The organism is Faecalibacterium sp. IP-1-18 (assembly GCF_023347355.1).
In the GTDB taxonomy this organism is placed as follows: Bacteria; Bacillota; Clostridia; order Oscillospirales; family Ruminococcaceae; genus Faecalibacterium; species Faecalibacterium prausnitzii.
Genome location: NZ_CP094472.1, coordinates 904,401 through 927,886 on the forward strand (window position 1 = coordinate 904,401; position 23,486 = coordinate 927,886).

General features: G+C 47.3%; 27 protein-coding genes and 1 pseudogene. 9 read left to right on the forward strand and 19 right to left on the reverse strand.

What is annotated here, in order from left to right; genetic code table 11:
- Positions 1 to 117: 117 nt before the first annotated feature.
- From MTP43_RS04330 to MTP43_RS04360, 7 genes are all read right to left on the reverse strand, one after another.
- Complete coding sequence (locus MTP43_RS04330; RefSeq protein WP_055145756.1) at positions 118 to 306, reverse strand: hypothetical protein; 189 nt, start codon at positions 304 to 306, stop codon at positions 118 to 120.
- Between the two features lie 203 nt (positions 307 to 509).
- On the reverse strand, positions 510 to 884 hold the full coding sequence (locus MTP43_RS04335) for a hypothetical protein (RefSeq protein WP_055145314.1): 375 nt from the start codon (positions 882 to 884) through the stop codon (positions 510 to 512).
- Positions 881 to 1,810: a ParM/StbA family protein gene (locus tag MTP43_RS04340; protein ID WP_055145311.1), complete on the reverse strand. Its 930-nt coding sequence runs from the start codon at positions 1,808 to 1,810 to the stop codon at positions 881 to 883. Before MTP43_RS04340 ends, MTP43_RS04335 begins: the two co-directional genes overlap by 4 nt.
- Positions 1,811 to 2,093: 283 nt before the next feature.
- Complete coding sequence (locus MTP43_RS04345) at positions 2,094 to 3,419, reverse strand: DNA primase family protein (RefSeq protein WP_330375650.1); 1,326 nt, start codon at positions 3,417 to 3,419, stop codon at positions 2,094 to 2,096.
- On the reverse strand, positions 3,382 to 4,017 hold the full coding sequence (locus MTP43_RS04350; RefSeq protein ID WP_055145308.1) for a CHC2 zinc finger domain-containing protein: 636 nt from the start codon (positions 4,015 to 4,017) through the stop codon (positions 3,382 to 3,384). The genes MTP43_RS04345 and MTP43_RS04350 overlap by 38 nt, the downstream gene beginning before the upstream one ends.
- 83 nt (positions 4,018 to 4,100) lie before the next feature.
- On the reverse strand, positions 4,101 to 6,149 hold the full coding sequence (locus tag MTP43_RS04355; protein WP_055145306.1) for a recombinase family protein: 2,049 nt from the start codon (positions 6,147 to 6,149) through the stop codon (positions 4,101 to 4,103).
- Positions 6,146 to 6,355 carry a transposon-encoded TnpW family protein gene (locus MTP43_RS04360; RefSeq protein WP_055145303.1) on the reverse strand — a complete coding sequence of 70 codons (210 nt, stop codon included), beginning with the start codon at positions 6,353 to 6,355 and terminating at the stop codon, positions 6,146 to 6,148. The genes MTP43_RS04355 and MTP43_RS04360 overlap by 4 nt, the downstream gene beginning before the upstream one ends.
- Before the next feature lie 250 nt (positions 6,356 to 6,605).
- Here MTP43_RS04360 and MTP43_RS04365 point away from each other — a divergent pair, with 250 nt between their 5' ends.
- From MTP43_RS04365 to MTP43_RS04375, 3 genes are read left to right on the forward strand one after another with little or no spacing between them, the layout of a single operon-like run.
- Positions 6,606 to 7,484, forward strand: coding sequence for a hypothetical protein (locus MTP43_RS04365; protein WP_055145300.1), 879 nt, complete (start codon positions 6,606 to 6,608; stop codon positions 7,482 to 7,484).
- Positions 7,485 to 7,531: 47 nt separating this feature from the next.
- A complete protein-coding gene (locus MTP43_RS04370; RefSeq protein ID WP_055145297.1) occupies positions 7,532 to 8,458 on the forward strand; it encodes a hypothetical protein in 927 nt (308 codons plus the stop codon).
- Positions 8,451 to 9,818, forward strand: a complete 1,368-nt coding sequence (locus MTP43_RS04375) for an ATP-binding protein (protein WP_055145294.1) — start codon at positions 8,451 to 8,453, stop codon at positions 9,816 to 9,818. The genes MTP43_RS04370 and MTP43_RS04375 overlap by 8 nt, the downstream gene beginning before the upstream one ends.
- Positions 9,819 to 9,878: 60 nt before the next feature.
- On the opposite strand, the gene MTP43_RS04380 is transcribed toward MTP43_RS04375, so the two are convergent.
- The 7 genes from MTP43_RS04380 to MTP43_RS04410 form a co-directional block, all read right to left on the reverse strand.
- On the reverse strand, positions 9,879 to 10,250 hold the full coding sequence (locus MTP43_RS04380; protein WP_055145291.1) for a TnpV protein: 372 nt from the start codon (positions 10,248 to 10,250) through the stop codon (positions 9,879 to 9,881).
- 326 nt (positions 10,251 to 10,576) lie between these two features.
- Entirely contained in the window at positions 10,577 to 10,759 is a 183-nt protein-coding gene (locus tag MTP43_RS04385) for a hypothetical protein (protein WP_005945116.1), read from the reverse strand.
- Positions 10,760 to 10,982: 223 nt separating this feature from the next.
- A complete protein-coding gene (locus tag MTP43_RS04390; protein WP_005945119.1) occupies positions 10,983 to 11,222 on the reverse strand; it encodes a replication initiator protein A in 240 nt (79 codons plus the stop codon).
- A gap of 898 nt (positions 11,223 to 12,120) precedes the next feature.
- Positions 12,121 to 13,698, reverse strand: a complete 1,578-nt coding sequence (gene mobQ / locus MTP43_RS04395) for a MobQ family relaxase (protein WP_044954172.1) — start codon at positions 13,696 to 13,698, stop codon at positions 12,121 to 12,123.
- Positions 13,699 to 13,970: 272 nt separating this feature from the next.
- Positions 13,971 to 14,285: a DUF3847 domain-containing protein gene (locus MTP43_RS04400; protein ID WP_249235107.1), complete on the reverse strand. Its 315-nt coding sequence runs from the start codon at positions 14,283 to 14,285 to the stop codon at positions 13,971 to 13,973.
- Positions 14,286 to 14,362: 77 nt separating this feature from the next.
- Positions 14,363 to 15,631, reverse strand: coding sequence for a sensor histidine kinase (locus MTP43_RS04405; protein ID WP_249235108.1), 1,269 nt, complete (start codon positions 15,629 to 15,631; stop codon positions 14,363 to 14,365).
- Positions 15,628 to 16,326: a LytR/AlgR family response regulator transcription factor gene (locus tag MTP43_RS04410; protein WP_249235109.1), complete on the reverse strand. Its 699-nt coding sequence runs from the start codon at positions 16,324 to 16,326 to the stop codon at positions 15,628 to 15,630. Before MTP43_RS04410 ends, MTP43_RS04405 begins: the two co-directional genes overlap by 4 nt.
- 179 nt (positions 16,327 to 16,505) lie before the next feature.
- Here MTP43_RS04410 and MTP43_RS04415 point away from each other — a divergent pair, with 179 nt between their 5' ends.
- From MTP43_RS04415 to MTP43_RS04435, 5 genes are all read left to right on the forward strand, one after another.
- On the forward strand, positions 16,506 to 17,084 hold the full coding sequence (locus MTP43_RS04415) for an accessory gene regulator B family protein (protein WP_097783063.1): 579 nt from the start codon (positions 16,506 to 16,508) through the stop codon (positions 17,082 to 17,084).
- A gap of 68 nt (positions 17,085 to 17,152) precedes the next feature.
- On the forward strand, positions 17,153 to 17,287 hold the full coding sequence (locus MTP43_RS04420; RefSeq protein WP_165852945.1) for a cyclic lactone autoinducer peptide: 135 nt from the start codon (positions 17,153 to 17,155) through the stop codon (positions 17,285 to 17,287).
- A 265-nt stretch (positions 17,288 to 17,552) separates the two neighbouring features.
- On the forward strand, positions 17,553 to 18,299 hold the full coding sequence (locus MTP43_RS04425) for a hypothetical protein (RefSeq protein ID WP_133300985.1): 747 nt from the start codon (positions 17,553 to 17,555) through the stop codon (positions 18,297 to 18,299).
- A gap of 31 nt (positions 18,300 to 18,330) precedes the next feature.
- On the forward strand, positions 18,331 to 18,720 hold the full coding sequence (locus MTP43_RS04430; protein WP_055187026.1) for a hypothetical protein: 390 nt from the start codon (positions 18,331 to 18,333) through the stop codon (positions 18,718 to 18,720).
- 195 nt (positions 18,721 to 18,915) lie between these two features.
- Positions 18,916 to 19,431 (forward strand): hypothetical protein, encoded by a 516-nt coding sequence (locus tag MTP43_RS04435; RefSeq protein ID WP_055187025.1) that lies wholly within the window; start codon positions 18,916 to 18,918, stop codon positions 19,429 to 19,431.
- Positions 19,432 to 19,621: 190 nt separating this feature from the next.
- Here the strand turns inward: MTP43_RS04435 and MTP43_RS04440 are convergent, their stop codons facing one another.
- The 5 genes and pseudogenes from MTP43_RS04440 to MTP43_RS04460 all read right to left on the reverse strand — a co-directional run bounded on the left by MTP43_RS04440 (position 19,622) and on the right by MTP43_RS04460 (position 21,849).
- Positions 19,622 to 19,978, reverse strand: a complete 357-nt coding sequence (locus tag MTP43_RS04440) for a hypothetical protein (RefSeq protein WP_055187024.1) — start codon at positions 19,976 to 19,978, stop codon at positions 19,622 to 19,624.
- A 158-nt stretch (positions 19,979 to 20,136) separates the two neighbouring features.
- Positions 20,137 to 20,397, reverse strand: coding sequence for a DUF6061 family protein (locus tag MTP43_RS04445; RefSeq protein WP_081028504.1), 261 nt, complete (start codon positions 20,395 to 20,397; stop codon positions 20,137 to 20,139).
- Positions 20,398 to 20,485: 88 nt separating this feature from the next.
- Positions 20,486 to 20,803 (reverse strand): annotated as a pseudogene (locus tag MTP43_RS04450) (toprim domain-containing protein); the annotation flags it as partial.
- A gap of 61 nt (positions 20,804 to 20,864) precedes the next feature.
- Positions 20,865 to 21,593: a DUF4366 domain-containing protein gene (locus MTP43_RS04455; protein ID WP_117527463.1), complete on the reverse strand. Its 729-nt coding sequence runs from the start codon at positions 21,591 to 21,593 to the stop codon at positions 20,865 to 20,867.
- Positions 21,577 to 21,849: a DUF4315 family protein gene (locus MTP43_RS04460; protein WP_097800090.1), complete on the reverse strand. Its 273-nt coding sequence runs from the start codon at positions 21,847 to 21,849 to the stop codon at positions 21,577 to 21,579. Before MTP43_RS04460 ends, MTP43_RS04455 begins: the two co-directional genes overlap by 17 nt.
- A gap of 252 nt (positions 21,850 to 22,101) precedes the next feature.
- On the opposite strand from MTP43_RS04460, the gene MTP43_RS04465 reads away from it, so the two are divergent.
- Entirely contained in the window at positions 22,102 to 23,277 is a 1,176-nt protein-coding gene (locus MTP43_RS04465; protein ID WP_113620654.1) for an IS110 family transposase, read from the forward strand.
- The last annotated feature ends 209 nt before the right edge of the window (positions 23,278 to 23,486 follow it).

The window sequence follows — 23,486 nt, forward strand, 5'->3', positions numbered from 1 at the left end:
GCACGAGCCCGACCAACGGAAGGGATACCACCGCCTGCTTCGCAGGTGGTGAGTAAGTGCGCCCTTCGGGATAAAAAAGGAAGGGACGCCCCGGTTGCCCGGAACGCCCCTCGCAGATTAGTGTAGCTTCTCATATAACAAGTCCTCTAATTTTTCAAGCTCCATTTGCTGAGCCTCTGGAAATACTTTCTCCAAAACAGCGCCCTCCTGAATCAAGCGTCTGGTACGGGCCTTTCGCTCTTTCGCCCGATCCCGCATTTGTGCCTCCTCCAATCGGTGCTTGGCCTGCAATTCTTCCTTGGTCATGATCTTTTTATTTGCCATATCTGGCTCCTTTCTGCCGCTGGGCGGCTTCGTGATAGTAAAAAGCAGGGAACTGGTATCACACAGATACCAACTCCCTGCAGAACTGATGGTAAATTGTTTTCCTCATTCTGAGAATTGCCAATTTGGTAGCAAAGACGGATTGTATTGCCACCAACATAGTAGTAAAATCAAGAAAAGTAATTTCAAAAGCCGTCTGCAAAATCCAGCGCAGCTGAAATGTCCTCCTCGGTTTCCTCCGAAACAAGAGCAGCGGCAGGCTGTGCGCTCTGCATAAGCTGTAGGATACCGCCAAGGCTTACCGGCGTACAGCTCTGCAAGCTGCGTGAGATGGTATCCTCGATCCGGCTGAGGAAAGCGTCCTCCTTCTCCCGTGTTTCCAGATAGGGATCATCGGCAAGCTGCTTGCTACGGTCAAAGTAAGCGTTGACCGCCGAAACGACTGCCTTGCTGACTGAACGATATTCTCGCCTGTCAAGGCTCTGCAAATGCTCCCACGCCCTGCGGTCTGCTTCGTTCTCCAGATTCAGCCGAAGTGTTGTTGTGTAGATTTGCTTCATACAAGATCGCCTTTCTTTTGCATTTTCTGTGCAGACAGCAGCTCATAGCCCTTGGCTGTGGCGCAGATGTCATCATTGATCATCACCCGGCTGGCATCATATTCTCCGAAATTCTTCACCATGCAGCTTCCACCGCCGACAACATAGAGCCTCATCAGTTCCGGGTCATACTCATGCTCACGCAGTCTGCGGAAGATGCCTGCGGTGTAATCCCTCGCTGTGTTCTGGATAGCAGTTAGGTAGCGTTCGCTGATGTCTGCCGTCCCAAAGCGAATCACACGCTCCAGAATCGTATCATCTACCGATGCGCCAAACTGCCGCATGAGATTTTCCCGGACAGCAATCATGCACTGGTTTGTCCCGTACTTCTCCGTGAAGCACTTCTGAGATAGCGGACGGCGCTCGTTGATATACATGACATTCATCGTTCCGTTGCCAATGTCGCAAAGCATATTGATGCCCTTGAATCCCCGCAGTCTGTCCGCCACAGCGGAGAAGCCCTGCGGGAAGATGTCCGCTCCGGCAAACTCCACATGATAGCTGACACCACGGAAAATGAAATCCGCCATTTCATTCTGCAACAGGTACGCCTTGAAGCTATCCTTCTGTTCGCTGACCCAAGTAAGAGGGAGCCCCGCCGCCAAATGCACACGGGCAGAGGTCTGCTTGCGGATATTCAGCTCTCTTGCAATGGCAGCAAGGGTCAGAATATAGTAGTCACCGTCTGTCATTTTGTCAGAGATAAACTCCTTGTGACCTTCGCCCACGGTGTAATAGCTGCCGTTGTAGACAAGCAGATTGCTTTTGAAGGTCGGCTCCTTGTCAGAGATGATCACGCCCGTAGGAAAGCAGCAATGTGCAGTCTTGATATTCCCATAGCCGTGGTCGATGCCGATGATTATAGGGTTATTGTTCATATAGTTCATAGTTTGTCCTTTCTGCCGCTGTGCGGCCTTGAAAATAGATTGTTTGTGTACGGCTCTGTACGGTAAACGCCAGTGCTGTACGCCGCTGTACACCGATTGGTCTTTGGATTTTGCGTTTGCTTTGTCAAATCGCTGTTTATACCGCAAGAAAATGCGGTAATCGCAGCACATTGCACATAAAGAACGCTGATTTTGCGGTAAAATAGCTTTTTGAAAACGGAGTTGAGAACTGCCGTACATCGTGTACGGCATGTACGGCAGTTTTGAAGTCCAGTTCTCATATTTAATAAGGAAGCAAGTTCATCGCCTCCACTCCGATAAATCCACGCACCCGCTTTCCGGCTGCGTACACATTGTTGGTAGCCTCCACATTATAAAGCCGTTCATTCTGGGCCAGCTCTGAGCTGATACGATTTGCTGACATAGGCTTTTGTGCGTTGTCCTCGCACCAGCGGAGATAGGCTTCATAGATAGCCTTGGAGCTGGCTTCGCTGTCGGCCTTAAAGCGGATATAGCCCTCGGATTGCAAAAACTCGATCACATTGTTGCTGCTGCGCTTTACTGTCTCCATATTTTCTTTGGCTCTATCGCTGATGGTGAACTGATACTCGTTCCCAATCAACCGCCGCAGACCCTCCAGACACCACAAAAAGATGCCCTCACGCTCCTGTGTCAGCTTATCCACCAGAAATGGATCATCGGCTCGTCCTGCTGGCCTGTCCTTGGTGGTCAACACGATCTGCCTGCGGAAGAAGCCGTCTGACTTGTCGTGCAAAGCGGTTAAAGCGCCGTTGCCGAAGCAAAGAAAGCGGACATAAAGCTGGCTCTGATAGCTTTGAACACCCTTGCGTTCCATATCCATCTTGCACTCTGAGGTCACGATGGATTTGATATAGTTGGTCTTGGGCAGGGCACTCATATCCATATCGTCATCCACCATCAGCAGCTTGTTTTCCAGGTCTGCACGGCTGAAACGGTTGTTCTCTACCTTCTGGATGCTGGTGGTATTCATGTTATCTCCCAGCATGGAGCGCATTACAAGTCCGATTCGACTCTTTCCTTCGCCGCCCTTACCAATCATCAGGAGCATTTTCTGCCCCTTTGTGGTAGGCAATAGGCAGTAGCCCATATACTCCTGCAAGGTGGGAATGTCCTCCGGGACAAGCAGCTCGGATAAAAATTGCAGCCAGCGCACAGGCGGCGGTGCATCGGGGAGATAGGCCACACTCAGACGGTTGTTGCAATAGCTTTTGTCCTCGGTGAAACGCCCATCCAGAAAGAGTGTCCCGTTTGCCACATGGATACGGTCAGTCTCGATGGGCAGGGGCGGCGAATAGGCTTGCAGCTTGATACTGGCCAGCAGATTTGCCACCACCTTGGAAAGCCCGGAGGTCAGACAGCCGGAGATCTCCTCCAGAATGAGATTGCCGATTTGCGCCTCGTCCTCAATCAGTCCATCCACTGTGAACAGCCTTCCTCTGACACATTTCATGGGATGCTTTTTTAAGAACTGCTGACAAAACAGCACTTCGTTGATGCGTTTTCCATCATACCAATCGGGAATGCTTTCTTCAGGCGGCATAACCATTGGGGTATTCAATTCGTCCATAGGTTTCCTCCTTTCGCAGTTGTTCCAGACGCTCCTTTAGTGCTATGATTTCACCATCCGTCATCCAGTCCTGTACAATTTCCCGACGCTCATAGCTGTCACCAAAGGTGAGAATGTTCAGTTCATATTCAATCTGACTGAGCTTGTGGCAGGCTTCCACGAATAAATCATGGACTGGCTCATCCGGCGTTTGCGGCGCATAGTATGCTTTCCATTCCTCCAAGCAACGGTAATAGTCCGATAAAACAGAAAAGCACAGACGCTCGTTTTCTTTGAGCTTCTGTGCTTCTGTTCGGATACGCTTTGCATTGAGTGCCGCTGCGCTGGGCGGCTTGTCCGGGTCAAGATGAAAGTCTATCACCAGCTTCATGGCTGCGTCGTAGGGCTTGAGATCAAACAACCTTGCAGTGAAGTCAATGACATCTCCATGCTCTCCGCAGGTAAAGCAATAATAATGGTCGTTTGCCACATACAAGCTGGGGTGTCTGTCATTGTGAAAGGGGCAGAGCGCCTTGCCGTGCCGGTTGACCTCAAGGCCATACGCCTGTGCCGCTTCCCGCAGGCTGACGTTGTTTTTTACGGTTTCGAATAAATTCATGTGTCCTCCTTTGCGTAGAAAAAGCGGCTTGCCCTGATATAAGGCAAACCGCTTCCTCAAAATTTATTGTTTTATTGGAAATATTAAGCCGGAGAGGTAACTGTCTCCGCTGCCAGTTTTTCCTTCCTGTTCGCTGCATTGCGAACCCGCTGGCCTTTGATATGCCCCTCATATCGGCACTCATCACTGCAATACTTGACATTGCTTCTTGTGGTGGAAAAGGTCTTACCGCAGTTTTCACAAGTGCAGTCACGCCGCCTGTTTTCTGCCGCTTCCTGCCGGTAGAACTTCGCCCGGCAATTCGGTCCGCAGAACATAGCAGCCGAGCTTTTGGATTCAAATCCCTGACCGCAGCACTTACAGGTTAGCTGAAAAGGCTGCCCAACGGTGTGCTTCCCGGCCTTAATCAACTGATAGCGCTCCCGGCTTTTGATGCGATGCTGGCGTAGCTGCTCCTGCCGCTTGATTTCCTCTGCTGTCAGCTCCGGGGCAGGAAGTTCAAACTTTCCGATGAATTTCAGGAAGATTTCTACCTCCTGCGTTCTGTCCCCGTCGATGCGCTCCGGGGCATGAACGATGATTTTATCAATAAATTCATTGATCATCGGTGTAGTCAGCTCGGAGAAATCGGTGTACTTTTCTGCCAAAGCAAGGAACTGCTCTACACGGGCAGTATCTTCCTCATAGCTCGTCAGGCTTTCCTCCGTTTCTGCAATCTGTGCGGAAAGGTTTTTCTGTTCGACTTCGTACTCAGCAAGCAGGCTGTCAAAGCGTTCCTCAGAAATTCGGCCTACGGCAAAGGATTCATAGAGCTTTTTAATGATCGTATCCAGCTCACTGTGGCGCTTACGGTCTTTGTTCAGCTTTCGTTTGGCATCTTTGGCCGCCTCCACCTGCCTGACCTGTGAAGCGGCTCGTATCTTCTCGGTGAATTTTTCCCGATCTGCTATGGCAAGCTGGCTGACAGTGCGGATTGTCTCTAAAATAAGGATACGCAGCGACTTAGTGGTAATATAGTGCCCGCAGCAGTCCTTTCCATGCTTCTGATGTGCCAGTGTATAAGAGGAGCAGTCAAAGAAATCCGACGGATACGGAGTGCCTTCTGTACCGCCTCTGGAACGATGATTATACATCTTTGCGCCGCAGTCCGCACAGTATAAAAGCCCGGTCAGGGGATTGGCTTCGCCTATGGTATCAATACGCCGTGGCGTTTTCCGCAGTTGCTGAGCAAGCTCCCATGTTTCCGGCTCGATAATGGCCTCATGGGTGTTCTCGAAGATCAGCCAGTCCTCCTTGGGATTAGGAATAGAGGTCTTGTCCTTATATGACAGCTTGTGGGAACGGAAATTGACCGTATGCCCCATATACTCAGGCTTAGACAATATCTGCCCCACAATATAGCCGCTCCAGTTATAAGGATATGCGAACTCGGTCTTACTTTTCCAAACGCCAATGCCTTTCCTTGCAAAATAGACCGCCGGAGCTTCTACCTTATCTTCAAAAAGGATTCTGGCAATGTCATAGGGGCCTTTTCCCTCGATGGTCAGACGGAAGATGCGCCGCACAACGGCGGCGGCCTCCTCGTCAATCAACCAATGGTGCTTGTCGTTCGGGTCTTTCTTATAGCCGTAGATGGCACTGTTGGTGGTAGGCTTGCCTGATTCCCCCTTCACACGGATAGCGGTTTTCTGCTTGCGGCTCAGATCACGCAAGTACCACTCGTTCATGATGTTGAGGAACGGAGCAAATTCATTGCTGTTCTGGTCGTTGCTGTCCACGCTGTTGGCGATGGCAATAAAATGAATGCCATGCTGACGGAACATAACCTCCGTGTAAAAGCCGGTCTGCAAGTAGTCACGTCCGATTCGGGACATATCCTTTACGATCACACGAGCCACCTTGCCAGCTTCAATGTCTGCCACCAGCTTTTTCCATGCCGGTCTTTCAAATGTGCCGCCTGAGAATCCGTCGTCCGTGTAATGGGCAAAGTTTGTGTACCCCTGCTGTGCGCAATAGCCCTCCAAGTATTTCTTTTGATTCACAATGGAGTTGCTATCCCCAATCTGGTCATCGTCACGGGAAAGTCGTTCGTATAAGGCGGTGATCTTGTCCTCAGTCTGAATGATGCTCATGATGCGCTCCTTTCAGACTGACGGCTCATTTGTGGTACACCAATTATATCACAAGTTCCGTCGTTTGTAACTACTTCGTTGCGTATCATTCGTAAAATTTTATCCTCCATTGTCTCTTTCCCACTTTCACTGAAAGCGACTCTCACCTTGTAGGTGGTGCCGCCAATACGTCTTATCATATACTGTGCCTGTTTGTTTTTATCCATAGCGTTCCTCCTTGAAAAATTCATGTTCGTTTGATATACTAATGGTGGTTCCGACTGATGTAAGTCGGTGGCATCTTGTGTCATGTTTCATAAAGCTACCGCAACTTGCGTCCTCCTTTCTCTTGATACGGGTTGAAAAAGTAACCTAAATAACCGCTTATCAGATTACCCTCTCACTAATAGGAGAAATCCGGGGTGTAAATCGGAACTGTTTTTGAAAGAAATTCAAAAAATTTTCGGAGGTGAGGTCATGACAGATGAAAATAGAACATTTCTCCTGTTCCCGGATGACGGTGATGACCTAACCGAATGGGATGAAGCCTCCGATCTGACGATACAAAACGAGCAGTTAGAGGAAATCCTCTCCGAAGAACGAGCCTTAGAGCTGGAAAGAGAGCTGGAGCAGGACGAAAACCCAAGGGACTACACCGTAGAACTGGAGGACGAAGAGGAAGAAGCTGCTCCTGTCAGCGAAAAACGCTTAAAGCGCCAGATACGGGCAGAGGCGTTGGCACGGCTGGAGGATGCTGCAAGAACAGAGGACGACTTTCGATACGTTGTCAGCGAATGGGACAGGTTGGATCGGAATCGGGAACGACGGGAGCGTGACCATGAAAATCTCCGGGGAGATGTTCCGTTAGAATACATGGCAGTTCCCAATCCGAAGATGATTCCGCTGTATTTGAATCTGCCACGATACCGCCAGCTTGCCAGCGGCAATTTTCTGGATATCATTTTTTCTTGCCCCTATGAACTGCATGAGTTGGTTGCAAGCTCATTTATTTCTGAGCTGATACGCAGCCTTACCATTGATCAGAAGGAAGTGCTGTATTACCTGTCCATCCGGCAGTACAGCACCATACAGGTGGGTATGATACGGGGACAGACAGACCGAAACATTAGAAAGCTCCGAAAGAATATCCACAAGAAGCTGCAAAGAGCGGTTTATGATTACCTTTTGGAAAAACAGAACGACTGTGGAAGCCTAACGCTGCGGGAACGGCAGTTCTTAGAGGAATATGGGCTTTTGCTGAAAGCCTATGGCAAGGACGCCGTTATCCTCCGGGAGAACAAATCAAAGCCGAGGAAAAAGAAAGCTGCCCTTGGCAGCAGCAAGGACAGCGAATGATCTGATTGAATTTGATAAGCAGATGACCGAAAGGAAGGATTTGCGTTATGAATACATTTTTTGAGCAATCCCGTTCCCATTGGGTGCGGTATGAACGCTATGAAATCAAAACAGGCAAGGACGGGAAGAAATACATCACCCCGGCAAAGGATGCCAGGCCGGATGTCTATAACCCACTCAAGGAAGCCCCGGACATTGTGCTGGATGCTCTGAATGTGGGGATGCTGATGATGAACGGCAAGAAAAGCTCTGAGCCAGAGGTAGAAAAGGCAATCTTGGAATTTATTACCCACTATGGGCTGCTGGGCCTGATGACGGCCCTGCCCACCACGCCGTCCTTTATGGATTATGAGGCGGTATATCTGCCAAAGAACCATTTTATCAAGGAAGAAACGATGGAGACGGAGAAGTATCTGTCCCTGTTTTACCCCTTTGATAAGCTGGATGTGGTCAAGAACGGTGTGGAATCCAGTTGGAATGTGTCCAGCGACCGGGCAATGATTGCACTGACCATGACCTTTATGGACGAGCCGATGGCAAAGACCATGAGCTTCCAGCGGGCGTATGCAGAGCCTTACGATTGGGTGGCACAGCAACTCAAGGATTGGGCATTTAATATGCTGACCTCTTTCTTCTATTATAATGACTATGATTCCATGGAGGAAGAAAGCCGGAATATGCTGCGTAAGTCTATGGCTGCATTTGGCGGCATTGCACCCACCTATCATATAGAGCTGTTGGATAGGCCAACGATCTATTGGGATTTCCATTCCCTGCTGTTGGGGATTCAGATGATGTTCAGCTTCATGCTGGTGGACAGCACAAAGCCGTTGCGGATGTGCAAGCAGTGTCAGAAAGTGTTCCTGAGTAACCGGGCTAACTCCGCTTTTTGCAGTGCAAGGTGTAAAAATCAGTATAATGTTTATAAGAGCCGGGGAAAGAATAAATCAGAGGATGGTGATAATAATGCCTGAAAATCAGAACATAGAATGGAAAGCTAAGTGGAAGGATGACTATCTGGAATGGATTTGCGGCTTCGCCAATGCACAGGGCGGCAAGATTTATATTGGCTGTGACGATGATGGAAAAGTTATCGGCCTGCCCAATATCCGCAAGCTGCTGGAGGATGTTCCAAACAAAATCCGAAATGCCATGAGCATCGTGGTGGATGTCAATCAGCTGGAGCGTGACGGGAAAGAATATCTGGAAATCGTTGTTCCACCATATCCCGTTGCCATAAACTGCAAAGGTGTCTATTATTATAGAAGCGGCAGCACCATGCAGACCCTTTCTGGCCCAGAACTGGAGAGCTTCATTCTACGCAAACGTGGTGCTTCGTGGGATAATATGCCCTTGCCGGGATTTACGTTGGATGATATTGATGATGAGTTGGTCAAGAGATTCAAGACCCTTGCCGCCAAGAAGGGCCGGATCGACCAAAGCGTTTTAGACGAGGACAAAGCGGATTTAATGGAAAAGCTGCGTCTGACCAATGCCGGGTATTATACCAACGCAGCGATGCTGCTGTTCTGCAAAGACCCTGACCGCTGGCAGCTGGGCGCATACACAAAAATCGGCTTTTTCGAGAATGATGCCGATCTCCGTTATCAGGATGAAATTCACGGCTCCTTGTTGGAACAGATTGACAAGATCATTGAAGTCATCCATCTGAAATATATGAAAGCGAAAATCACTTACGAAGGGATGCAGCGCATTGAGCGTTATTTTGTTCCCGACGCTGCCCTGCGTGAAGCCCTTCTTAACGCTCTATGCCACAAGCAATATGAAAGCGGCGTTCCGATTCAGATCAGCGTGTATGAGGATAAGCTGTATATCGCTAACTGTGGTAGGCTTCCAGACAACTGGACGGCAGACAGCCTGATGTCCAAACACGCATCCCGCCCTTACAACACGGCGATTGCGAATGTGTATTATTTGGCCGGCTTCATCGAGAGCTGGGGACGTGGTATTGAGAAAATCTGTCAGGCTTGCAAGGAAGATGGAAGCCCGCTTCCTGCGTACACCGTGCATCCCGGCGATATTATGATTCAGTTTACAGCGTCAGAGGATCGGGTTATTCGATCTGCCACCTACAAGGTGACAGAAAAGGTAACAGAAAAGGTAACAGAAAAGGTAACAGAAACCTTGGATGAAAAATCCATGCAAATTCTGGCCCTGATTTCCGAAGATCCTGCATACACATCTACCACCATAGCAGATAAGCTATCTATCAGCAGAAAAACAGTTTCTCAGCGTCTGAAGGAGCTGAAGGAAAAAGGAATCATCGAGCGCATCGGGTCTGACCGAAAAGGCTACTGGAATATAAAGAGCTAAGTGATACAGAATTAGCCCCACACCAGCGTTCATTCATGCTGATGCGGGGCTAACATGTGTTTAGCAATATACAAGCTCCGTCAGAACAATTTCCTCTGCACGGTTATGAATGTTGTTCATGCGCCGTACCCATTCCATTTGATCGGTAGCTTTAAGTGCCTCGGTCACACCTTCCAGTCGTGCCATAGCTTCGCACATGATCTCCATACGCTGATTGCAGGATTTGTCTATCTCTGCAAGATGTTCATGCAGGGTGCAGCTTGTTAGGTAGTGTGCATAAAGGACGGGACGATGCTCTTTCAAGTAGCGGCGGCGCATACGGCCATACTTACCGATCTGATATTCCTCGGTCTCCGGCAGCGCAAGGTCGGGGATATAGTAATCGCCAACCTTCGTATATGTGCCGCCCATTTCTTCAAAAATAGACTTCATTTTCATGCTCCCTTCGTGCTAAAATGTCAGCAGTTATGCGGATTTTTTTCCTTTCCCACAACTGCCAGACCAATTCACCACAAATGAGCCGCCAGTCATGTAATAGTATTAGGCGGTAGAAACCACCCTCTACATATTACATCTTGAGTGCGGATGCTCAGGCTTTCGCTGTTTGAACCGTCATCTTTTGACAGTCGGCAGTATAAAGCAGTTACTTTTTTGTCCTTTTCCATGTGTACCTCCATAATGGAAAAGAGACCTCATCAATCACATTGTAGCGGATGCTGCGTGACGATGCAAGCCCTTTTCCGCAGTAAAACGTCCAATTAGCCAGCGGCGAGATACGATTCGGCAGTTTTACGAATTTCTTCTTCCACAAGCCGCTGAAAAAGCGTATTCATCGGCACATTGCCGATATAATGGCGTTCCACGATCAGGCGCACGGACTTCGGACTTCTCGGCGCACGTTTGCGTGTGGTGGGCTTCTTCTCAGATTTTTCTTTGTTCAAGGGCAGACCTCCTCATTCATGTGGTGCAAATACGGAAAGGAATGGATGGATTCTATTCGTTTTTCTCTTTTTGTTTTATTACGTTGGTTAGGTGAAAGTTTTCTTCGATACAGTCTTAAAGGCTGCTATACTGCATAGGAAAAATATCTTTTGCAGATGCCATTAAGAATCTGCATCACAGAATCGTGATTTTGGCGGTTCTTGAATCGTGAAAAACGCAGAACTATTCAACATTTGGAATTTTCACAAAGATGTGATTGGGCGAAGAAAACCGCGTTCGTCTGCGCTCAATCAATCCCGCAGCGTCCAATTCCTTAAGCGCACTGGAAACACTGACAGTGCTGCGCCCTAGCTGCTCAGCCAAAGAGCAAATCGTAAAAATGACAAACACGAATCCACGTTCATCTATCCAGAGATTTTTCTGCGAGAGTGTGGCACGGTCGAGTAGCAACACATAAGTCATTTTTGCAGTCTGACTCAGGTCAAGTTCCAAAAGGAAGCATGGGTATGGGAGAAACGGCGGCAGCGGAGTTTGCGTGGTAAGATATTCTGAAATGTTGATCACCTCCAGCTGAAGCAGAAATCAGGAACAAAGAGTATGTAACGAGAATTGGAGGGTTCCAATTCTCCAGTCGCAGAAAAGCACGAAACAAGTGCTCAACTGCGTTAATAAGTTAAGGTCTCCCATATTGGTCCTCGACTTCCCTAGGAGTGGGGAATCGTCCGGCGGCGGGCTTGCACCGCACCATTGGCATTTCAGCCACCCCGTCTTCGTTATGACTGGGCTGCGAGTTACAGAAGTACCTTTTGTGAAGTACCGGACGATTGAACTATTCACTTGTCAAGGAACATATGGAAGATTTCTGGACTTTGACGGACGAAAAACATCCTTCTACTTGGTAGCCGATGAAAAAGGCCATTTCGTAGCATTGCAAGCAATTTTGTAAACAAAACGTCATAATAGTCCGAGAATGGTCTTGAAAAAGATGCCCTACACTTGGTAGGCATCGAGAACGCCTGTTTCGTAGCATTGGTGAGAAACTTGTAATTGAATTGTAATTCTTGAGACCAAATCTCCGCTTTTGAAAAAATCCTCTCAATAGGTAGGCAACGAAAACAGCCCAAAGACAACCATCTTTTTGAGAATTAACAAAAAGGTCACAAATGACCGGCTTTCAAAGAGGCGCTTCTACTATTAACAGAAAAAGTGGCCTAAAATGGGGGGTGTTGGAGAAAATTTCTGCCTTAAAAGTACGCCTCTACTCACTAGCCAGCGAGAATAGCCAAAAGCCAGCAAAAAACAAATGAATTATGTACTTCTGCCACTGATTGCAACGGCATATCGGTGACAGAAAGATCGTTTAGAGCGATTCTTCGCGGTTTGGGGTGGTAGAAATCGTTTTGTAGTTGGACTTTTTCTGCTGAAGCTGCTCCAGCTGTTTCAGCACCGATTCCTTCTCCGGGGGCTTGCCGCCCGGTGTGGAAAGCTGCTGCTTATTCAGCACCATGTCGATATACTTGCGGATATTTTTCAGGGCAGAGACATCCGGCTGCAAGGTTTCCAGTTTGGTACGCAGTTCTGCGCTGCCGGATTGCAGCGCAGAAAATTCGGCATCCAATGCCGAAAAATCTACCGCTGTGCTGCCGTTCAGTTTCATCAGAGTGCGGACAGCTTTATTAAAGGTGTCCAGCTCCTCTTTGTGCTGGGCGGCATAAGCGTCCTTGGTCAACTTGAAGTTCTTCTTGATAAAGGTGTCGTGGATGGGCTTCAGCTTGGCATGGGCGGCGGCAGCATCCTTGATCTGGGCGATTGCCCGCATACGGTTTTCGTTCTGCTTCAACTGCCTACGGAGAGGGGCGGCGGTCTGGTTCAGGTTAGAAATTGCGGTATCCAGATCCTCGATGGTGTTCAGAGAATGGGCTTTCAGATAGTCCACCGCCCGTTTGACTTCCTCAAAGTCTCGGACAGTGCATTTCAGTTTTGCCTTGCCAGACCAATCGCTGCGCTGCTCGTTGCGGAGGTTGAAGTAATCCACCAGCAGGTCGGACAGCATTGGCTCCTTGGCTTGTTCCAGTGCATCCAAAAGAATCTGCTTCTTTTCATTCAGGTCTGCGATCCAGCGTTGCAGCCCACGAATCGCACTGCGGATGGACTGCATCAGGCTATTGGCGGCGCGAATATCCCGGTTCAGGTTGCCGAGAAAAGTTTCCACTCCACGCTTTTCCATCTGGTGTGCGGCGGGACCGAGATGCACGGTCGGTATCTGCTGGATGCCCTGTCGCTCAAAGGAGCGCAGGTCAACACGTTCCGGGCGGCCAGCCGCTTCCAAATAGCGGTTGGTAATGGTCTCCCAGCCATGCCGCCAGACCTCGGCATACTTCTGGTCGTTCCAGTCCACCGTGTTTTCCTTGTGGCACTTCCAGTTGCCGGAAGCGAGCCGGATGCGCTCACCGTTCTCGTCAAGGTCGTACACCTTTCTGGCTTTCGGGAGCCACTTGCCGTGTTCATCTATTGCCCGGAGCGTCAGCAGAATGTGAGCGTGTGGGTTTCCATCTCCCTTGTCGTGGATGGCAAAGTCGGCAATCATCCCTTTGGAAACAAACTGCTCCTGACAAAACTCTTTTATCATGGACAAATACTGCTCCTTCGGCACCTCCACCGGGAACGCCAGCACGATGCGCCGGGCAAGCTGGGAGTTCCACTGGTTCTCCACAGCTTCTACGGCGTTCCAGAGGGTCGCCCGGTCTGCATATCCGGGCGGCGCATAGGATGGCAGCATGATCTCAGCGTGGACAAGCTCTTTCTTCTTGTTGTAGAATTTTGTTCTCTGGTCGTACTCGCTGAACAGCCGTTCGCCGCTTTGGTAAGCGGCCCCGGCAACAGCGGACTGCCCTTGGCTGCGCTTGACGATGGTAATTTTGAAATGCGGACACGGAATAGGCATCACCCCCAAACAAAAAGACCGCCCAGCAAGATTGCTCTTGGTGAACGGTCTGGAATTGTATTCGGTTTTGCTCGCCGCCTTAGAACGGAGTGCCATGCGCTTCGATCTCAGGCGGGAGCCGCAAAAGGATAGCTGCAAAGCAGCGCAAGGAAAATGCAGTTTTCCTTGGGATGGAATCGGGCTGGCGCACAAACGCCAGCTTCGATTTCATCGAGCCGTCTGCAAGACCGCAATTTCACCGGAACGGTGTATAATTGCGCCCTATTTCATAGGGGGTTCGGAACGTTCTGCTTTTCGTGAACGTCATGCACCATCTTTGCAAGAGCCAGTACGACTTCCGGTTGGCGGAATGAGATCTTCAGCAGCTCTATCACCTGATCGTTGGTGAGTTCTTCCGGCGCGATCAGAAAACTTTCCAGCATCCCGGCACGGGTACACAGTCGATGCACACGGGCTTTGCGGGTCAGCTCCGGTATCTGATGCTCCAGAATTTTCTCGCGGTACTTGTAGTAGCGCAGCTTCTGCTCTGCTTTGGCTTTTTCGCTGCGGAGATAGGCAAGGTCGGTTTTCGGTTGGGTCATGGCATCACGCTCCTTTACTGATAAAAAGCCAAACAATCGGTATTGATTTATACGGATTGTTTGGCTGAGAAACATATTTAATTTTCGCAGTTCAGGCGGACTTGGACGGTAAACACACCGTCTTTCTTTTTCGTATAGAAGTCACCATGATTCTCCTGAACGATACGATTTATGTTCTTTAGTCCGTAACCGTGATACTCTCCGATGCGGATGCTGCGGACGGTATCGCTGTATGGATTCTCAAGCCGATAAAAGAGACTGCGATACTGCTTGCGCAGTTGTAGATGAATGATTCTCTGTTCCGCTGGCAAGTCGCAACAGGCTTCAATGGCGTTGTCAAATGTGTTTCCTATAATGATGCTCAAAGACAACGATGAGATCGTCAGGACTTCAGGAATCGTCACATCCAGTTTGACTTTGATGTAGTTCCTTTCCGCAATTCGTAAGTAATAATTCAAAAGAGCATCAACAACAGGATTTCCGACCGCAGAAATATTTGTGGAACGCTCGAAAACATCCGTGGCAGCCTGTGCGATCTTATGAAGTTCTTCGGTATCGCCGTGCTCTGCAACTGCCTGCATCGCCAGAATATATTTCTTCACATCATGCCGCAGGGAACAGACTTCTTCCTGGCGTTCTTTGAGCTGCTGGTAGTATTCCATTTGAAGGTTGTACTGCTGCTCGTTGAACTTGACTTTGAATTTTTCCAGTTCATTTTCCCGGAGAGCTTCCACATAGAACACGATCAGGATGTTTATAAGGAGAAGCACAGCCATAAGACCGACCATATAATCTGGGAAATACTCATCCGCAGCATGATACTGTGCTACATAACAGACAGCAATACTTGAGATTTGGATTACAATGATTGGCAACAGCCATAGGATGCGCAGAGCATTTCCTTTTCGACTGAAAAAATGTGAGATCAAGACTACGAGTGGAATTTGAATCAGGTTTGAAAAAACGACATAAGTCAACCGTGCTTCCCCAGCTTGCATCAGAATGTCGGTATCCGGGATGCGCAATCCGATCAGAAGCATTGCAAACACTTCCACCAAAGCAGCCAGTGTAAAGAAAGCTCCGCTTGCGAAAACCGCTTGCCATGGCCGCACTTCGTAGAACAGCAGTGCGAGGAGAAATCCGCCAACTAAAAGATAGATCGTGCGCTGCGTCACCCAGTCCGGGAATAAGCTCAGTGTACACTGGCCAACGATCATAAGCACAACATACACATAGAACCATTTTGAAACGAGCTCCTTTTTAGGAAACAGCCGACCGATAAAAAGCAGTAACAGGGCGATGTTGGCAAAGCTCCCTGCAAACTCAACGAAATAATAAAGTATCATCTTCCCAAATAAGCGTTGAAGTTCTGGTTGAACTCCTGACGCTTCCTCCTGCTGATCGGCAGCTGATGTCCACTGGAGAGAAAAACAGCGGTTCCAGTAGCGTAAACAATGTGTTCCATATTGACGAGATAACTTTTGTGTGGCGACACGAAGCATCGTTTGGGAAGCTGCTCCAAGGCTTCAGGAATGCTCATTCGCAATGTAAGGTTTTGCTCCTTGCAGTGGATCAGAACTTTATGCCCGTGGCTTTCCAGAAAGTAAATATCTGATGTTTCCAAGGACATGGTGATACCATCGTATTCAATCGTGAAATGTTTGGAGTTCAGTTCCTGAAGGACGGCATCCATTGCTGCAGCGAACAGCGTCTGATCCAAGGGCTTAACAAGATAACGGAATGCAATACCATATCCCTGCACAGCGTACTCGTGCCGCTTCGTGACAAATACCACCAGGGGATGCTTCTCCATTTGAATCAGAGATTGTGCCAACTGAAAACCGTTGGATGGCATCTCAATGTCGAGCAGCAACAAATCAAAGGACTTCTTCTGCATCTGCAATTCGCTCAGAAGTTCATCCCCATCCATGTAAGTTTCAATGTCCAAGCAGCCCTGCGCATCGTACCGCTGGACGCTTTGAACAATGCCATCAAGGTCTGACTTCTCATCATCGCAAACTGCAACGTGGTACTTCAGCATTTCGACAACCTCCACAAAATAATGTTCTGATACTATTATAGACTGTGCAAAGGCTCCTTACAAGTAGCCTGACTTACCACTTTTGTCACCAGAACGACCAGTTTTGCCAAACCTCTTGATTTTGTTGAAATTTATGATACAGTGAAGCAAAAATCAGAAGATAAGGTGGCGCAACTGCAATGTGGGAACGCACGCTGTCTCAGAAATTAGTCCGTCTTTTCTGCGAACAAAAAGTGGTAGACGAATCAAAAGCGGATGCGTATGTCTATGGGTACGAGTTGCTCATATCGTCTGTTGTAAGTGTTTTGCTTGTCATCCTCGTCTCTGCCGTGTGTGGTGATGTTCGATACTCACTTTCATTTTTGATTGGGTTTATCCCGCAGAGAATCTACATTGGTGGATATCATGCAACGTCGCACACCAGATGCTATCTGGCATTTACCGGACTGGCACTTATCTGCATTTTGCTGAGTAAAGTAATTGCAGCCAATCACCTTTTTCGTATCCTGACAACAGCAGCTCTTATGGGCATCGCTATCTTTTTCTCTCCGATAGAAGCAACGAATAAGCCTTTAGGCAAAAAGAAGCGGTTAAGCTATAAGATGGTCGCATCTGTTCTTTCGTCAATAGATTTCCTGTTTGCCATTTTCAATGTGCTTCCGGACACCCGCAGTATAACGGTATACTACATTTCAAAATGGGTTTTAGTGATTTTTGCAATCATTCCGTTTTTTCAGAAACAAGCGAAGATATCCTAAGGTACGAGGGCGTTCATGTGTTTTCAGAAGATGAATGCTCTAAAAAATATCAAACGGAGGTAACAGAAATGAAAAAGATTATGTTGCTCTTGAGCAAGGTCACTTGCATTATGGCAATGGCTCTCGCAGTCTTGAGCGTGAACAGCACCTGTGGCTTTACGGCATATCAGCCGGATGTCCCGGAATCGCTTGAGCATGACTGAAATTCATATGAAAGGTAAGATAGCGATACTCTTACGGGATATATTTCTTGATAATTTTCTAAAAGGAACTGTTCGATTATGTTGGAGCTGCTTTCATTCATTATGTTGATTGTTCGTCAGCTTTTCTATATTCTAGGCGTCCTTGCATTTGGAAAATATCTCTTGAAAAAGTGAGAGCATCGATAATCAATGTACTTCGGAGGTGTTTCCGATGCACAGATGAGAGTCCGTTGTTCTATAGGAATGCATGAAAGGAAAAAACAAAATGAAAACAAAAACATATTTGCGTTATATTTCCTGCGTGTTAGCGGTGCTGCTTTGTGTTGCTTCCATTATGCCCATTGCCTTTGCAGATTCAACAAATCATGGCAATAGCGAATCTCTTTTGACAGGATCAAATTATTCTGTTTCGTACTCGATGAATGGAAAAGATGTTGTTGAACAGCTTACAATTCGTGATGGAGGTATCACACGAATTACGCGTACGGTGCATCCTAATGATGTGATGGACATTGTTGTTGTAGGTGCATCTGGTGAATCAACAACATCAACTGCAAGAAGTGACTATAGCTTGTTCTATGAAATTTATCAAGATCAGCAAAATTACAAAAACGGACAGCTGGCACAAATTCCTGCACTCACTGGAAGCGAGGTGACAGGGTCGCAGTTCAAGCACCGCTATGTTGGCACAAGTGCAACCGATACGGTTTATGCTAGTGATTTGCGTAAATGCAAAAAAGCATCTGATGTAGCCAGTATTTTAGCAACTGCATGGGGAAGCACACCAGCAGCAGTTATTTCTTCTACAGCATCGTTTATTTTCGATCAGATGCTTCAGAGTATGTCCTCGGACTGCTATAAAGTGACAATATCTTCTATTACGTATGAAGTCCTATTTTCCTATGACAATAGCTACTATACACATTGCTATCATCAAACTGTCAAGGAATATAAGTCAAATGGCTCTTTGATTCGGTCTAAAACGGATTATTATCAGGCCATTGGTGGCTGATAGTGACTTCAAAGAACAGGGAGAACATGTAATGGGATTCTTTAAGCAAAAAGGGCCACTCCAAAGAGATTTCTGCGAAGTATTGCTATATGTTGTGGCTTTATGGGCATTGAAGCCAGCAAGCCTTCAGGATATCCTGACGGTGAATCAATGCGATGGAATGTGGTTCTTTTCCGCAGCATTTTTTGCCATTGTTTTTGTAGGAATCGTTTCAGATTATCTTCTGATTACAAATCATTTCGTTGCATGGAAAGCAATACACGGCAATGTCAATCAAACAACATTTCAGGAACTTCAGAAATTTGCGCTGTGCGAAAATCAAAAAGTTGCTATTGAGCCAAAGTTGGCAAGTTGTATTTTAGTGGTTTTGGCAGGTTGTTTAACAGCGGCATTCGTATGGTTCACATTTATTTGCCGATGAGCATACACCTGAGTTGAAAATTTGCGGCTTTATAGTGTGATGAGGTGGCTGTTAGTGATATTGCTTTTGATCACGATGATGCCAATATACTAAAATTTTGTAAGAGGTGATTCCAGTGCAGAATTAAGCGAAAAAGAATCCAAATTGTAGCTGGGTGACTTGTAACAGTCAATAAAATATAAGGAGCAAATCGACATGAAAAAGATGACCCGAAATGAATTCCTTAAAATGGCTGGAACGAGTGCTGCGTTGGTTGTTTTCAACACAGTTTTGATGCCTGCTGCTGTTGCAGTTGAACCAGGCGTTGTAGCACTTTCTTCCAAAAAATCTAGTATCGAAATTGATAAAGGAACAACTGTAAACTCTGCAACATTCAAACTTGTCCCAATTTCTCGCGAAACCTTCTGGGGCGATGCTGGTTCATGTACACTTGATTATCTGTCTGAAGGGTATATCCAATGGACGATTACCGTTCCGGGTGCAGTAATTGTTTCCTTTGAAGGTAACCTGCATTTCAATAAACTTGGTACACCCTTTGGAACCTTTGATCATGCCATTTCTGCATACGGCACAATCGGTACGGAAGATGTAAAATATGGACTCTCTAAAGGAAAATGGGAGGTTGAGTTTACTGGAATTGCTACTGCGGCTAACGGCGATATGTATAGTGTCGTTGATGGCGCAACATTAGCTTTCAGTGTCACCAAATGATTCTGCCATATAATCTACGTATTTGATTTTTACAAAATAGCTTATCACATAGAACAAGCCCCACCTGCAGTAGATTCTTCGATTTGGAATATCTATTGTAGGTGGGGCTTTTAGATAAATTTATTTATTCAAGTTTGCCTTTATGTCTTTAAGGAGTTTTTATAGAGAGATAGCTTAAAAAACGATGATATCACAATTGCTGGATTTCTTGTTCGGCCAACCAAGCGAGTTTATTCCAGTTGTTTACACGACACCGTTTGCCGATAAATTCCAATATTTTTTTGTGAGTTTCTTTTGGCAGAGTATCGCCATTATGACATGCAAGAAATGTAAAAGGTTTAGGGATGTCTTCTTTTTTATCGGCCAATAATAAAATATATCCGATATACTTTCCCTGTTCAGATATCACATAAAATTCAGGTAGACAGTTTTCTTTACTGCTCTGAACAATTTCTTTAAAAATGTCTAATGGTATTTTTTGGGGAACAGCAGAGGCATAGACGTATTGAATGGCATTATCTTCATTTTTCAACCATGTAATCTCCATACTTATCTTCTTTTCCTTTTTGCAAACACAGTTAAAGCATTAAATATATTGTTATTATACCACATTTGTTGTGTGTTGGACTATGATTTGAAATTATTTGGCATTTTAACCAGTTTATCAAATGACTTATTGTGCGAGTAAGAGAATTTTAATCATAATCATTCGCTTGACCAATTTGTAACACAAAATACGTTACAATGATTTTCGGCGGTAGCCATGAAAAAACGATGACACTCAATCCTCCGTGTCAACCCCACTGTAAAGTAGCGGGTTGAGGATGTTCTGAGGCAGTTGGGCATCCTGTTGGCGACGGCAGAGCCATCCGTGAACCGGGCTTCCACTCGGTTGGTGTCTATGTTGTAGCGGAAGGAAAGCAGTTTTTGAGAGTGATTATGGTCGAAATTCTGATTTCGTTTCATTTGAATAGCTCCTTTAATGATTTTGAAATTTGATTTTTGACGAGATGAGGTCTCTTTTTTCTTTCTCTTGAGTCACCTAACCGCACTACCCTGCATCCGTAGCGCAGATCACGCTCTCCACATCCGGGCGGTGCATCAGTTTTTGCAGGATATCAAACTGCTTTTTGGTGGACGCAGACACCAAATACTGCCACTTTTGCGGCAGGATGGGCAAGTCTGCAATGCTCCACTTGACGTACTTGGCATCGTAGATGTTGGGCGGTGCCAGTTCCACCAAGTGCCCCACGCACCAGCTTACCAGATAGCCGTTACCCTCAAGGTAGCCGTCCTGACGGCTGGTGGCACCGAGGACTTTGGCGTAGGACATGGCAACCGACGGTTTTTCTGCCACAATCAATTTTACGATAAGAATCCCTCCAATCTGTTTTGGATTGCAATATGTAAGGCGGCAAACGCCGCCAATAGAATTATTCTTCTGCGTTATCCTCCTCGCCGGTCTCCTCCGGCTCATCCTCCACAGGGATTTCAAAGTCGCCCTTGTCCTCAGTGTAGTTTGCATCGGGGTCAAGGGCTTCTTTTTCTGCCTGCTTTTTCTGCTTCATAAAGGTGTAAATGCCACCGCCAGCAACCAAACCGACCAGTGCCAGTACGCCTAAGAACGTAGCAGCATACTTCGTAACTTTGTTGCCACCAGTCTGTTCAGAACCGGATGCCGCCGCTTCTTCCGCAGCCTTTTTCGCATCCTCCTCGGCCTGTTTGCGCTCCTGTTCTGCCTGCGCCGCCGCTTCTTTTTCAGCGGTGTAGGCATCGGCATCTTCATCTTCCATCAGGGAAAGAAGGTCGGCTTCGTCCACAAGATTCATGAAATGAACGGTGTTTTCCCCCTTGTCGTTGCGGTCGATGACCAGATAGAATGTGTTGCCAGACTTCGACACCAGCGTGATGAACTGCTGGCCAGAGCCATCCGAATAACTGGTGTGGTAATCGTCCACCATCGTCAGATTGCCCTCCGGGGTCAGAGCACCGGTTTCCTCATCGGTCACGGTGACCACATCTTCTTCATCGGTGGTAGAAGTCAGGACGGGCTGTTCCACTTCCTCCACAGGCTCACCGCCATAGGCAAAAGCAGGGGCCGCCATGCCAGCGCACAGTGCCACCGACAGCACCAGCGCACAAACCTTATTCATCATCTTCATTGGAATCGTCCTCCTTATTAAAGGTAGCACCGACCGCGGACAGCGCAGCCGGGGTCGGGGTGGAAGTTGCAGACTGGCGCAGCAGGGCGGCAAGCTGTTCCGGCGTGACCTTGGCGGTGCGCACCATCTCGTTGACCTCGGCAGCTTCTGCTTCCTGAATCCGCCGCTCAAGGCTTTCAATGCGAGTGTTGATCTTAATGCGACGCTCCCTTTCCTTTTCCAGAGAAGCGCGTAGTTTATCGAGTTTTTCGCTCATTTCTTCCTCGTATTATAAAAGAGTAGTATTTATAGACCGCTCTCCAGCGGTATGCTACAATGTTTAGGATGCTGTGGATTGGTAATTTTCACCTACCGTAAAGACGGTTTATTGGAGGCTCCAACCACAGCCTCTTTGTTGAAATGTTAATCAGTTAGATACCGCCAGACGGTTTATTTAGAACGAGGTTACAAGAGCAAAGAAGTCTGTGGTCCTGAACAGCATCGAAATAAATATGCCGGAGGTATCAAAATGGTTTGTGTTGGAATTGATGTTGCCAAGGATAAGCATGACTGCTGTATTCTTGATTCAGACGGAATGGTTCGTGCTGACTGCTTTACCATCCCCAACAACATGGATGGATTTAAGCAACTGCTTCAAACGATTCGAAACTGTACCCAAAAGTCAGACAAAATAAAAGTAGGACTTGAGGCTACCGGACATTACAGCTACAACATTCTTGGATTTCTTCTTGACAAGGACCTGGCCGTCTATGTCATGAATCCTTTGCACACCAACCTGTACCGAAAAAGTCTCAGCCTTCGCAAAACTAAAACCGATCGTGTGGATGCAAGAACGATTGCAACTATGCTATTGTCCGATGTAGACCTCAAGTCCTACACGGATACAGCATACCACAACGAAGAGTTAAAGTCACTAACAAGATACCGATTCGATAAGGTTCGTGAAAGAGCCAAGCTGAAGCAGTCAGTGTCCAGACTGGTCACGATTCTGTTTCCAGAACTGGAGAAGCTCGTTACCTCTCTCCATATTGCTTCGGTTTATGCGCTCCTCAGTGAATATCCCGGTGCAAAACAGATTTCAGAAATTCATCTCACCAAGCTGACAAATCTTCTTGCAACAGCGTCCAAGGGACGCTACGAAAAAGAAAAGGCCATCCAGATTCGAGAGGCCGCCAGAACTTCCATTGGTTCTGTCATGTCTGCCAAATCTCTAGAATTGAAGCACACCATTAAACTCATTAAGGAACTCACCTCCGAGATTGATGAAATTGAAGATTCGATTCAGCAAATCATGGATGAATTGCATCCACCGATTCTTTCTATTCCCGGAATGGGTGTTCATTCCGCTGCCATGATTCTTGCTGAAATCGGCGATTTCTCCAACTTTGATTCTCCTGACAAAGTCCTTGCTTACGCTGGCTGCTCTCCGTCTACATACCAGTCAGGCAAACTCACAAACTGCTATGCTCACATGGAAAAACGCGGTTCTCGCTATCTGCGATACGCTCTCTACAACGCAACCAAGTACGTCTGCCACTGGAATCCCGTCTTTGCTGAATACCTTGCCAAGAAACGTTCTGAAGGAAAACACTACAATGTTGCCCTGTCCCATGCCATGAAGAAACTCGTGCGGCTGATCTATGCCTTGCAAAAGTCTGGAAAAGCGTATCTTACGGCTGCTTGATTTTCTCCAGAGCCTGAGCGAAATCCAAGAACAACTTAGCTGGCGCAGCGAACCCTTGACAAACCGAAGCATTCAAATGCTATCCTGTTTTTGCGAGGGTTAGCTGGGCTTGCTTTGCTATTCTCTCCGTCGCCCTCGCTGTCCCAAGACCAGCATTTGAATGCTGTTTGTCATGGGCAGCGAATGGTTGACGGATTTTAGGGGATTTT